Here is a 12,946-nt window from a genome sequence, read left to right as displayed (position 1 = left end):
CGATCAAGGTTGGCAGTACCAACATGCGTACTATCGTAATGAATTAAAGAAATATGGAATAATTCAATCTATGTCTCGTAAAGGAAACTGTTACGATAATTGCATTATGGAGACTTTTTTCGGAAGACTAAAGACCGAAATGTTTTATGGTCATGAAAAGGATTTTGGATCCTTCGATGAATTTAAGAAAGCAATAGATGAATATATAGATTATTATAATAACAGGAGAATTCAATCAAAAACAAAATGGATGCCTCCTGTAATATACAGGAAGACATCCATCAAGAGTGCCTAATCATCCAGTTGAATAATGATGTGTCCAGAAAACTGGGTACATATCATTTAAGTCTAACATTTGGGGGTCGGTTCAATAGCCGTTTGGAGTTTCTTATCAATGAAAGTTATTTGGAATTTATCCCTGATTCTAAGAGGGTAAGCAGTTCACCGGGGCTGTCAATTACGATATCAGCACCTGCCTTTTCCAAAAAGGCTCTGCCTCGAAAGCCCCAGGAAACACCAATACAGGTTAGACCTGCATTATGGGCAGTACGTACATCCACATCGGAATCTCCCACAAATACAGTTGCCTCCGGTGAAGAACCCAATTCTTCCATAGCAGAATATACACAATCAGGAGCCGGTTTGGTGGGAACGCCTGTCCGGTTGCCGACTGCAATCCCTATATAATCCGAAAAATAAAGGCGGCTTAAATCCTTTACGGCACTATCGTACTTATTAGAAACAACGCCTACTTTATACCCTTTTTCTTTCAGTTCTTTCAGTAATGGCATAATGCCTTCATAGGGGCGGGTCTTTGCATTTACATGGGTGGAATAATATTCCTTGTTGTATGTTAAGCAGGTATTGGTAAGCTCTTCGCTGGTTCCGTCAGGAACGGCACGTTTTATCAGCATAACAACTCCATTTCCCACAAACTGCCTGACTTCTTCTAAGGTTCTTTCCGGGAAGTTCATTTTTCTTAAGGCATGGTTAACGCCGTCCGCAATATCCTCCAAGGTATTTAACAGAGTACCGTCTAAGTCGAATAAAATTGTGTCAGTCATTTGTATTCCTCCTTGGCTAAATATTATACCCCTTATTATGTTAATGGTCAAAACAAAATTATTAATAAAAGGCAATCGTAATTATAATGAATTAGCCTCTTTCATTCCAAGGGGAAATTGGTATATAATAGATGCAAAAGCTAACAGGAGGCTGTAAAAGAATGTTAACAGATATAGAAATTGCACAAAAAGCAACTCTTAAACATATCAGAGAAGTTGCTGAAAAACTTGACATAGTAGAAGATGAGCTGGATTATTACGGAAAATATAAAGCAAAACTGTCGGATGAATTATGGGATAGGGTTAAGGATAACAAGGATGGAAAGCTGGTATTAGTCACAGCAATTAATCCGACTCCGGCAGGGGAAGGAAAGACTACTACAACGGTCGGTCTTGGACAGGCCCTGGCTCTGCGGGATAAGAAAGCAGTTATTGCATTAAGAGAGCCTTCCCTTGGACCCTGCTTTGGCCTAAAGGGCGGAGCTTCCGGCGGCGGTTACGCCCAGGTAGTACCCATGGAGGATTTAAACCTTCATTTTACCGGAGATTTTCACGCTATTACTTCGGCCAATAATTTACTGGCAGCTATGTTAGACAACCATATCCACCAGGGAAACCGGTTAAATATTGACCCGAACCAGATAGTATGGAAGAGATGTCTTGATATGAATGACCGTGTACTGCGTAATATCGTGGTAGGGCTTGGCAGAAAGGCAGACGGAGTGGTAAGAGAGGACCACTTTATCATAACAGTGGCTTCGGAAATCATGGCAATTCTTTGCCTGGCAGATGATATGGAAGACTTGAAAAGAAGACTTTCCAGAATTATTGTTGCCTATACCTATGACGGTAAGCCGGTTACGGCAAATGAAATAAACGCAGTAGGTTCCATGGCGGCGCTTTTAAAGGATGCCATTAAGCCGAATATTATCCAGACCCTTGAAAATACTCCTGCTATTGTGCATGGCGGACCCTTTGCCAATATCGCCCATGGCTGCAACAGTGTAAGGGCAACCAAAACGGCTCTTAAATTAGCAGATATTGTAGTAACAGAGGCTGGTTTTGGTGCTGATCTGGGAGCTGAAAAGTTCTTTGATATCAAGTGCGTAAGTGCAGGACTTAAGCCTGACGGTGTTGTGTTAGTGGCAACAATACGTGCATTGAAATACAACGGTGGCGCCACAAAGAAAAACCTTGGACAGCCTGACCTTGAAGCTCTGAAAAAAGGTATCGTAAATCTTGAAAAGCATATAGAAAATCTTAAGAACTATAACGTTCCTGTTGTAGTGACCTTAAACCGCTTCTCAACGGATACAGAGGAAGAGCTGGCATTCGTTAAGGAATTCTGCGAGGAGAGAGAATGTGACTTTGCAATTTCCGAGGTTTGGGAAAAGGGCGGCGAAGGCGGACTTGCCCTGGCGGATAAGGTAATAGAGATGTTGGATACAAAAAAGAGCAGCTTTGCGCCCCTTTATCCTCTTTCACTTTCCTTAAAAGGAAAAATCGAAACAGTTGCAAAGAGAATCTACGGAGCAGATTCTGTTACCTATGATTCCCAGGCAGAAAAGATGCTTCAGAAAATCGAGGAGATGGGATATGGTGAGGTTCCTGTCTGCATGGCAAAGAACCAGTATTCCCTATCCGATGATCCGACAAAGCTTGGAAGGCCGGAGGGCTTTTCCATTCATATCAGAGAGGTTTATATATCAGCGGGTGCAGGATTTGTGGTGGCTATTACCGGTACGGTCGTAACAATGCCGGGACTTCCACTTGTACCTGCGGCAGAAAAGATTGATGTTGATAAGGACGGTTTTATTACCGGATTATTCTAGAATGTAAATATTTTCGCGATAAAAAATACTATGGGAAGGTAAAATTCCCATAGTATTTTTAGTTAAGAGTACTTTTTGGCAATAAGATAAGTATACCTGTTCGTTGTTATTATTTTTTCCTGTTTCCTTCCTGCTTGCCTGCTTTCCCAAAACGAGAAGAAAATAGCCAAAGGGAATGGTAAAGGGCCCCGAGCTATAAATTTAAAGAATAAAATAGAAAATATGATATTAATTGGAATTATCCAGCGTATATTTAACTATTGGTATAATTATTGGGGAAAGAAATAAGAGGAAGGATGGTGCAGAATAAATGCAATTTGTAAAATTAAACTTTGAATATTCCGATGATGTTACCGTAATAAACAGAGAACAATTCGATGTACATATGAGACTATATGAAGGTTACATTAATAAGATGAATGAGATTGATGCACTTTTAAAGGATAATACCGGTGTAAAGGATGCCAATGCTACCTACAGTGTATTCAGAGGCATTAAACGGGGCGAAACCTATGCTTTAAACGGAGTGATTCTCCATGAACTTTATTTTGAAAATATAGGTTCTGTCAATAATACGCCCGGTGAACGGATCAGGCAGATATTATCGAGGGATTATGGAAGCTTTGATAACTGGAAAGATCATTTTGTTGCTACCGCCAAAGCCAGCAGGGGCTGGGCAATACTGTGCTATGATCCAAGGTCTGATTCTTTCCGCAATGACAGTCTGGACAGCCATGATGAAGGATACATGGCAATGTCTATTCCTCTATTAGTTCTGGATGTATATGAACACGCATATTTTCTGCAATATGCAGATAATAAGGTAGAGTATATTAACCGCTTTATGGATAACATTGACTGGCAGGTTGTGGGTGAGAGAATGTCAATGCTGCAGTAATATTTTTATAGAAAGCAAAGTGATGGTTCTCCGGAAGGAGTATGCCATCACTTTTTATGTCGGATAGGAGGACAGGCAAGTTAATAGTTGACAAAGAGAATTATTTGTACAATAATCATATTATCAATGAGATAATATCAAGACAATGTAAGACATTAATCAGAAATTATTACAGATACATGCAGGCAATGGTAGAAAGGTACAGGAATATCAAATTCAAGATTTGATATTCACGAAAGGGGACAGGATGAAAAAACAGGAATCGGCAAGTGATGGAATAAGAAACAAAAAGGGGCTTACGGAGGCAGAATTTCTTGTGGATTATAATCCGGCCAGATATGAACGGCCTTCGGTAACAGTGGATATGCTGATATTTACCGTAAAGAAGAGGAAGGAGAAGAACTACAGGAAGCTTCCCGAAAATATGTTAAATATCCTCCTGATAAAGAGAGGAGAACACCCCTTTCTTGGAAAATGGGCTCTTCCGGGCGGCTTTGTTAATATGGATGAAAGCCTTGAAGAAGCAGCTTACCGGGAATTAGAAGAAGAAACCGGACTTCGGGATGTTTATCTAGAGCAGTTGTATACCTGGGGAGATGTGAAAAGGGACCCAAGAACCAGAGTGATAAGTACGTCCTACATGGCCCTGGCAGACAGCCGGGTGCTGTCCCCAAAAGCAGCCGATGATGCTGCAGAGGCTGCCTGGTTTAGCGTTGGGTATAATCTGCTTAAGGAAAGCAGAGAAGATACCAAAGACGGATATATCTTAAGGCAAACCTACCAGTTGATACTTACAGGGGATGAAGAGAAGCTTACGGCTGTTTTAGAGGTTACTAAAACGGTAAATAAAGGCACGGTCCTTATTGATAGAAAGCTGAAAGAATCAGAGGGTATCGCCTTTGACCATGGCAGAATAATTGCCTATGCCATGGAAAGGCTTCGCAGCAAGATCATGTATACGGATATCGCCTTTCACCTGATGCCGGAGTTATTTACACTGACAGAGCTCCAGCAGGTGTATGAGGTGATACTTGGTAAAGAGCTTTTAAAAGCCAATTTCCGCAGAAAAGTTGCCCGTATGGTAGCAGAAACCAAAGAATACCGGACAGATGCAGGGCACAGACCGTCGAAGCTCTACCGGTTTAATATTGAAATTTAGCATGGGGAGGAAGGAATGTATGGAGAACAAAAGAAGAAATTTATATTCGATTACCTGTATAGAGCGTCTTAGAAAGGGAGATAAGCAGGTATTAAAAGAAGCAAGATGGCTTATGTATCTGGCGGTAACCTCACAGGAAAATATTAATTTGGAGAGGCTGCATTCCATGGAAGAGAAAAGAAGCAGTTATCTTCTGGAGTATGTGGAACGTACCCTTCGCATCCTGGAATGCCTGGAAATAACGGAAGAAGCCTCCTCCTTGGTGGAGGAAACCCTTATATGGTCGGAGGTGGCAAAAGGCGGAACGGATTATTTCAGAAAGCGCTGGCTGCGGGATGGAATCAATTTGTTTGTCCATAACAGGGGTTCTGCCGAAATCTACTTAAGAGAAGCTTCTAAAGAGGCGGAGAGAAGGAAGCATATTATCCATACGCTTATTAGCACTCATGGATTAATTGGACAGTACTTAAGAGGAGAGGTGTCGGTCAGAGAAAACCTGCCCCTTATAAAGCTGGTAAGTGAAGGCTTCCTTACAAAAGAAAGATTGACCGAGGTTCTTAAGGCCCTTAACAGCTGTATCATTTCAGGGGTCGATACCAGACTATGGGAAAGGGTCCGGTGTGAAGCAGAAGGGGTAATTGAAAGTATCGTTAATGAAGACCTCCTGGCTGATTATGATTTAAAAGAGAGGTTAAGACGCCTTAGAAAGGTTTCCATAGAAAATGGCGAGGACTTTGATACCGGCTATGACCTGGTTGTAAACAATAATGAAATAACAGACAGGCTCACTGCCCTTTTACGGGGAAGAGATTTGTGGTTCGTGGAAAGTGCCCTGTATGATTTCACTCTGGAGGAATTTGTAAAGATATTGCTTCTTATTGGAAACCAGGCAAAAGAGGATGTAAAGCATATCAGTTTTGAGCAGCTTATGAAGGATATTTATTACCAGCATGAGGGACAAAAGCGAATTAATATCTATAAAAAGCGTATTATAGAGAATTACCTTTCTGCCATGCCCATGAAAGAGATACTGTCAGGCAATTACAGAAACAGTCTTCATGTGTCGCACAGTATCAGCATTTACAAGGAGCTTGACGGGACGCTTTTCTTTAACTTTGAGTATTCACCGGCCGGTGAAAAACTCATAGAATTCTGTGTAGAAGCGGAAAAGGCAGATGTATTATATGAAAGTGCCGTTGTTCTTCTCTTTGACCTGTTCGGATTAAGAAAGGATAAGTATGACAGATTCTATGAGGAGGAGACCTATTTAAAGACCATGAACCAGAGTATTGATTATAAGAAGATTATTCTGGATTACATAAAGGGGGAAAAGGTTATTGATATCGGTCCCGGAGGCGGTGCTTTGATGGACCTGATTGAGGAAAATGCCCCAGGGAAGCTGGTTACAGGTATTGATATTGCCCAGAATGTACTGGACAGCTTAAAGCGCAAAAAGCAAGTCGAAGATAAGAAATGGGAGGTTATGTACGGAGATGCTTTAAACTTAAGCTCCTATTTGCCAAAGGATAGTATAGATACCATCATATTCTGCTCCATCCTTCATGAACTCTTCTCCTATATTGAATACGAGGGAAGGAAATTCAACTATGACACCTTGGCAGCAGCCTTTGTCAGTGCTTTTGAGGTACTAAAGCCAGGAGGGAGAATTATTATCCGGGATGGAATTATGACAGAAGAAAAGGAAGAAAAACGTATTATCAGGTTTCTGTCCCACGATGGAATGGAATTTTTAAAACGGTATACAGCAGATTTTAAAGGCAGGGAGATTGGGTACGAAGTTATCGGACAGAATGAAGTAAAGCTTCCTGTCAATGATGCCATGGAATTTCTATATACCTATACCTGGGGCGAGAAGTCCTATGTACATGAGGTAAATGAACAGTTTGGGTATTTTACGCCCGGGGAATACCTCGATTTTATAAAAAAGGTTCTGGGAGAACGTGCAAAGATTATTACCATAAAACATTTTCTTCAAGAGGGATATACAGTTGCCCTGTCGCAGAAAATAGAGCTTTTTGATGAAGAGAGAAAGCCTGCAAGGCTTCCGGACAGTACCTGCCTGGTGGTTGTTGAGAAGGTACGGTAGTGTGAATTATTGAAAAGCATAATTCACACCCTGATTGGTGGCAGTGCCGCATCTGCAAGCAGATGCGGCATGCAATGGGAGTTAGTATGAAAATTACAGGAGGAGAAATGATTCAGAACATTAACAAGAGAGAACAGGCTGTAGGCGTCTTAAAGAAGTATTTTGGCTATGAAAGCTTCCGTAATGGGCAGGACAAACTGGTATACAGCATATTGCAGGGAAGGGATGCACTTGGAATTATGCCCACAGGAGCCGGAAAATCCATATGTTATCAGATCCCCGGGATTATAATGGAGGGCATTACTATTGTTATTTCACCGCTTATATCCCTTATGAAGGATCAGGTGGCGGCACTCAATGAAGCGGGTATCCATGCAGCCTTTATAAACAGTTCTCTGTCAGCCAGGCAGGTCAGCCTTGCTTTAGAGTATGCCAGAGAAGGAAAGTACCAACTGATTTATGTGGCGCCGGAACGGCTGGAAACAGAGGAATTCCTGCACTTTGCATTAAATACGCCTATTGCAATGGTAGCAGTGGACGAGGCCCATTGTATCTCCCAGTGGGGACAGGATTTCAGACCGAGCTATCGAAAGATTGTAAGATTTATTGAAGGGCTTCCGGCGCGTCCGGTTATCAGTGCTTTTACTGCCACTGCTACAAAGGAGGTTATGGAAGATATCGGCTGTATCCTAAAGCTTCGGTCGCCTGAAGTGGTGGTAACAGGCTTTGACAGGGAGAATCTTTATTTTGAAGTACGAACACCAAAGAAGAAAGAGGAAGAGGTTCTGGCCTATGTGAAAGAACACCTGGATAAATGCGGGATTATTTATTGCAATACAAGAAATAATGTAGAGGAACTGTGGGAGCTTATTAATAAGCAGGGGACCTCGGCAGCGAAATACCATGCAGGAATGCCGGATGCGGATAGAAATCAGAACCAGGAAGATTTTATCTATGACAGAAAGCCTGTAATGGTAGCAACCAATGCCTTTGGTATGGGAATTGACAAATCCAATGTACGTTACGTCATTCACTACAATATGCCAAAGAATATGGAGAGTTATTATCAGGAGGCAGGAAGAGCCGGACGTGACGGGGAGGCTTCGGAATGTATTCTAATGTACAGCGGTAAGGATGTGGAAATAAATAAGTTTCTGATAGAGAAAGGAAATATCAATGAGGAACTAAGCGCAGCAGACAGGGAACTGATTCAGGAACGGGATATGGAACGTCTTAAAAAGATGACCTATTACTGCTTCACCAGAGACTGCTTAAGAGAATATGTCCTGAATTATTTTGGGCAATATGGGGAAGGTACCTGCGGGAATTGCTCTAACTGCCTGACAGAATTTGAGGAAACGGATGTTACGGAGGACAGCAGGGATATCCTTAACTGCATAAGAGAAAGCGGGCAGCGGTACGGCGTGAATGTAATCATAGCAACTTTACTCGGAAGGCGGACAGCTAAGCTTACTGCCAATAATATGGTGAACTCAAGCCTTTACGGAAAATATTCTTCTGCCAATGAAAGTTTTCTAAAACAGATTATGAATAAGCTAATACTTGAGGAATACCTCTATGTTACCAATGATAAATATGCCGTGGTGAAGTTAAACCGTTCTTCCCTTGAGATTTCAGAGGGACAGGCTCTTGTCATAATAAAAGCCTCCAGGGTAAACAACAGCGAAAAGGGAGAAGGTAATCTGTCCGGTAAACAGAAAGGCTTAAGAAGATCCGAGATATTAACTTCAAAAGGCTTAGATCTTTTCGAACTGCTGCGGCAGCTTCGGACAGACATTGCAAAAGAAGAAGGGGTACCGCCTTATATCATCTTTTCAGATAAGACCCTTACGGATATGTGCGTAAAGCTTCCGCTAAACCAGAATGAGATGCTTACGGTAACCGGAGTGGGAGAGAATAAATTCAAAAAATACGGAAATGAATTTCTTGAGGCTATTCTTAAATTTACCGGTGGCAGTAAGGAATCTCTCTCCTATGAACAGGCAGCGGACCAGCAAAAAGCAGAGAAGACCCTTAGGACTAGAAAGACCAAAGAAGAATTCCGGCTCACAGAAGAAATGCGGACTGGTTTTAAGCCGGAAGATAAGGTGACAGTCAGCCAGTTTGTGGATAAGCTTAATGATGTGAGGGATGAAGCGGTTATGAAGAGGCTGGCCTCTGTTCACATTACATCGGTCTTAAAGGAGGAGGGTTATCTCATTGATCGGTATAATCCCTTATTGGGAAGAAATGAAACCTATCCAACAGAAAAGGGACAGTCTGCGGGCATTACAACAGACAGCCGCATCAGCGGGAAAGGGAATGAATACGCGGTGATAATGTATGATGAGAAGGCACAGGTGCTGCTGCTTGATGTGATAGGAAGAATCAGACAGTAACAGGCAGGATGGGGTAAAACCGCAGCAGTATAATAAAAGGAAAAGCATAGGGTCCTACGCTTTTCCTATATATACGCCCAGTATGGGCGTAGTCTAATTCCTTTTAAAGGCCTGCTCACAATATACACAGCGGTATACACCGTTTGGCTTGTCGGTAAGCCGGAACATATGGGGAAGTTCCTGTTCGATGGAGGTAATGCATCTGGGATTCTTGCATTTGATAATATTGGTAACCTTTTCAGGCAGGTTTAAATTCCGTTTTAATTTGATTTTACCGTTTTCTATAATGTTGATGGTAATGTTTCTGTCAAGAACCCCCAGGATATCTAAATCCATATCCAGTGTCCCATCGATTTTAATAATGTCCTTTTTACCCATCTTATTGCTTTTGGCGTTTTTAATGATAGCAACGCTGCAATCCAGCTTTTCCAGATTTAAGTAAGAATAAATCTTCATAGCCCCGCCGGCTTCTATGTGGTCAATAACGATTCCCTGATTTAATCCGCCGATATTTAACATTAAGCCACCTCCAATAATTTCATAATCAAAGCCATTCGTACATAGACACCAAATTCTGCCTGCTTAAAGTAAACGGCACGTTTGTCATTATCTACTTCGGTTGAAATCTCATTTACTCTGGGCAGGGGGTGAAGTACCAGCATGTCTTCTTTGGCAAGAGACATTTTCTTTGCATCCAGAATAAAAGAATCTTTCAGGCGGATATAATCCTCTTCATTAAAAAAGCGTTCCTTCTGGACCCTTGTCATATACAACAAATCAAGGTCAGGAAGAACAGCTTCCAGGTTCTTAACTTCTTCGTAGGAAATATGATTGGCATCCAATACTTCTTCACGAAGATAAGCAGGTATCTTAAGTTCATCGGGAGAAACTAAAACAAAATGGACATTTTTATAACGTACAAGAGCATTGATTAAAGAGTGGACGGTTCTTCCGAACTTTAAATCACCACAAAAGCCAACAGTCAGGTTATCTAATCTGCCCTTTAATTTTGAAATTGTAAATAAGTCTGTTAAGGTTTGAGTGGGATGGTTATGGCCGCCGTCACCGGCATTGATTACAGGAATAGAAGAATAAATAGAAGCAACTAGGGGAGCACCCTCTTTGGGATGACGCATGGCACAGATATCAGCGTAACTGGAGATAACACGTATGGTGTCGGCAACACTTTCACCTTTGGCGGCAGATGAAGAATCTGCAGATGAAAAACCTAAAACACTGCCACCGAGATTTAACATAGCGGCTTCAAAACTAAGTCTTGTTCTGGTACTTGGTTCATAGAACAGGGTTGCCAGCTTTTTTCCATGACAGATATCTGAATATTTCTTTTTGTCATTGAATATTTCGCTTGCAAGATTCAGGATATCCTCCAATTCTGAAACAGATAAGTCTAGGGGACTAATAAGATGTTTCATGACTACCTCCATATACTGTTGTTTTTTCAACTGATTATTATACTATAAAGCCTCCTGTAATACAATATAAAATTTCGTAAAACGAAAGAACCATTTGCCCGGCTTTCCATAGAATAAATATTATGAGAGATGACTGGAAAGCCTTATTATGTATTATTATAAAGCAGAAAATATTTATAAATTGCGAAATTGGTATGAGAGAGACCGTCAGCCGGTAATTTTAGAGGAAATAAGAGCAAGCATTCAGGAAGAACCCCAGGGAAATCCGGACGGAATGGAAGAAAAAGCAGAATTTCCATACAACATTGAGATTGTAGCGGAGGAGCTTTTTGTTCCATGGGCGCTGGATATTACAAAGGATGGGAGAATTTTCTTTACAGAACGAAGCGGGAATATACGACTGATTGAAAATGGCGTTTTACAGACGAGTCCCCTATTCACCTTTATCCCGCCCTTTGAAGCCCAGGGAGAAGGGGGATTGATGGGATTGGTATTGGATCCGGATTTTGAGGAGAATGGATATTTTTATGTTATGTATACTTATGTGGAAGAGGGAGAATTCTTTAACAAAGTGGTACGGATGCACTATGAGAGAGAGAATACCATGGAAGATAGAGTACTCTTGGAGAGGATTCCCGGAGACAGGGTTCATAATGGAGGCAGACTTAAGATAGGACCGGACGGCAAGCTCTATGCTACGACAGGGGATGCCGGACAGGGAGAGCTTTCCCAGGATATTAACAGTCTGGCAGGAAAGATTTTAAGAATGGAATTAGACGGCAGGGTACCTTCGGATAATCCTTTTGGGGACTCCTATGTTTATGCTTTGGGACTCCGCAATCCCCAGGGACTTGACTGGAATGAAGATGGGATATTGTATGCTTCAGAGCATGGAAATGTGGCACATGATAAAATCAATCTTATAGTACCGGGAGGAAATTATGGGTGGCCGTTGTCAGAAGGAGATTTTATTATACCTGTTTTTGACAGCGGAGATGACACATATGCGCCTTCCGGCATTGCCTTTGTAAAGGAAGGGCCTTTTAATGGAAAATTGTTTGTGGCAGCTCTTAAGGCGCAGCAGTTGTTATTAATGACCTTAAATGATGCCGGCAGACAGGCAGTAGAAGTTGAAAGCTATTTAAAAGATGAATTCGGAAGATTAAGAGAAAGTTACAGGGATGTCGACGGTTCAATCTATCTTACGACCAGTAATCTGGATGGCAGAGGGCTTCCGAATGAAGGAGATGATAAGATCATACGGCTTGTGCCCCGTTAAAATATTTTGATGAATATACTTTTTACATTTGCATAAACTAAAGACGTACTGTCACAGGAAAGAATGGGAGGTTTATGCATGGAAAATATAAATACAAATCAGGCAAACATTTCATCGGTATTACCGATGATGGCGTTATCGGATATTCCTGAAAGCAAGCCGGATGCGAAGGAAATTGTAGCACTTGTAAAGGAAAGCGGAAAGGTTACCGGCTATAAGCTTTCCGACGGACATATTTTAAATAAGGAAGAGGGCGTTGAGGCCGCAAAACAGGGTGATATCAAAGGAGTTGGCGTAGCCACGAGAAATGGAAGTGAATATCTGAAATCCTTACCCGATGGCAGAGAGGATAATAATCTGTCAAGTCTGCCGTCAGTTACCGGATTGCATGAAAGCTAATAAATACAAATATGTATAAAATTTCTTTTTTTAACGATAATATCCATGTACAGAATTGAATCTGTAAGGGAGCAAGAGTAAAATTTAATTACTATATAAAGAAAGGAACCATTGAAAAGAATGGTGAATGGTAAACAATATGAAAGCAAGTGTCAGCCCGGATCTTTGTATTAGCTGTGAATTATGTACAAATCTATGTCCGGAAGTTTACAGTATGGGAGAGGATGGTTTTGCCCATGGAATTGATGGGGATATTCCTTCCGATAAGGTTTCAGATGCTGAAAATGCCAGAGACAGCTGTCCGACCAGTGCAATTGATATTGACTAGTAATTAATTTGGATTTGCCTTAAACTCCATGCCTTTCTTCTTACATCG

General features: G+C 41.4%; 12 protein-coding genes. 9 read left to right on the top strand and 3 right to left on the bottom strand.

Going from position 1 to position 12,946, the window contains the following annotated elements; genetic code table 11:
- The coding region (locus BUF11_RS06120; RefSeq protein WP_139243290.1) for an IS3 family transposase at nucleotides 1-295 on the top strand (295 nt) is incomplete at its 5' end.
- 106 nt (nucleotides 296-401) lie between these two features.
- Here the strand turns inward: BUF11_RS06120 and BUF11_RS06115 are convergent.
- The gene (locus tag BUF11_RS06115) at nucleotides 402-1,064 is read right to left on the bottom strand and encodes an HAD family hydrolase (RefSeq protein ID WP_084558479.1); all 663 of its coding nucleotides are present in this window, start codon (nucleotides 1,062-1,064) and stop codon (nucleotides 402-404) included.
- Nucleotides 1,065-1,225: 161 nt separating this feature from the next.
- Here BUF11_RS06115 and BUF11_RS06110 point away from each other — a divergent pair, with 161 nt between their 5' ends.
- The 5 genes from BUF11_RS06110 (at nucleotide 1,226) to recQ (ending at nucleotide 9,459) form a co-directional block, all read left to right on the top strand.
- Nucleotides 1,226-2,896, top strand: coding sequence for a formate--tetrahydrofolate ligase (locus tag BUF11_RS06110; RefSeq protein WP_073587827.1), 1,671 nt, complete (start codon nucleotides 1,226-1,228; stop codon nucleotides 2,894-2,896).
- A gap of 310 nt (nucleotides 2,897-3,206) precedes the next feature.
- Complete coding sequence (locus tag BUF11_RS06105; protein ID WP_073587826.1) at nucleotides 3,207-3,794, top strand: superoxide dismutase; 588 nt, start codon at nucleotides 3,207-3,209, stop codon at nucleotides 3,792-3,794.
- Nucleotides 3,795-4,041: 247 nt separating this feature from the next.
- Nucleotides 4,042-4,953 carry an NUDIX hydrolase gene (locus BUF11_RS06100; RefSeq protein WP_073587825.1) on the top strand — a complete coding sequence of 304 codons (912 nt, stop codon included), beginning with the start codon at nucleotides 4,042-4,044 and terminating at the stop codon, nucleotides 4,951-4,953.
- A 19-nt stretch (nucleotides 4,954-4,972) separates the two neighbouring features.
- Entirely contained in the window at nucleotides 4,973-7,060 is a 2,088-nt protein-coding gene (locus BUF11_RS06095; protein WP_073587824.1) for a class I SAM-dependent methyltransferase, read from the top strand.
- Nucleotides 7,061-7,146: 86 nt separating this feature from the next.
- Entirely contained in the window at nucleotides 7,147-9,459 is a 2,313-nt protein-coding gene (recQ, locus tag BUF11_RS06090) for a DNA helicase RecQ (protein WP_242952323.1), read from the top strand.
- Between the two features lie 93 nt (nucleotides 9,460-9,552).
- Here recQ and BUF11_RS06085 read toward each other — a convergent pair whose 3' ends face one another.
- The gene (locus BUF11_RS06085) at nucleotides 9,553-9,978 is read right to left on the bottom strand and encodes an aspartate carbamoyltransferase regulatory subunit (protein ID WP_073587823.1); all 426 of its coding nucleotides are present in this window, start codon (nucleotides 9,976-9,978) and stop codon (nucleotides 9,553-9,555) included.
- Nucleotides 9,978-10,892, bottom strand: a complete 915-nt coding sequence (pyrB, locus tag BUF11_RS06080; RefSeq protein WP_073587822.1) for an aspartate carbamoyltransferase — start codon at nucleotides 10,890-10,892, stop codon at nucleotides 9,978-9,980. Before pyrB ends, BUF11_RS06085 begins: the two co-directional genes overlap by 1 nt.
- Nucleotides 10,893-11,040: 148 nt before the next feature.
- Between pyrB and BUF11_RS06075 the strand changes: the two genes are divergently transcribed.
- From BUF11_RS06075 to BUF11_RS06065, 3 genes are all read left to right on the top strand, one after another.
- Nucleotides 11,041-12,171: a PQQ-dependent sugar dehydrogenase gene (locus BUF11_RS06075; protein WP_073587821.1), complete on the top strand. Its 1,131-nt coding sequence runs from the start codon at nucleotides 11,041-11,043 to the stop codon at nucleotides 12,169-12,171.
- A 78-nt stretch (nucleotides 12,172-12,249) separates the two neighbouring features.
- A complete protein-coding gene (locus BUF11_RS06070) occupies nucleotides 12,250-12,570 on the top strand; it encodes a DUF3892 domain-containing protein (RefSeq protein ID WP_073587820.1) in 321 nt (106 codons plus the stop codon).
- Nucleotides 12,571-12,697: 127 nt separating this feature from the next.
- Nucleotides 12,698-12,898: a ferredoxin gene (locus BUF11_RS06065; RefSeq protein WP_330393855.1), complete on the top strand. Its 201-nt coding sequence runs from the start codon at nucleotides 12,698-12,700 to the stop codon at nucleotides 12,896-12,898.
- The last annotated feature ends 48 nt before the right edge of the window (nucleotides 12,899-12,946 follow it).

The organism is Anaerocolumna xylanovorans DSM 12503 (assembly GCF_900143645.1).
GTDB classification, from domain to species: Bacteria; Bacillota; Clostridia; order Lachnospirales; family Lachnospiraceae; genus Anaerocolumna; species Anaerocolumna xylanovorans.
The sequence above is the reverse complement of the archived record's forward strand: the minus strand, read 5'-3'. Positions and strand labels throughout refer to the sequence as shown.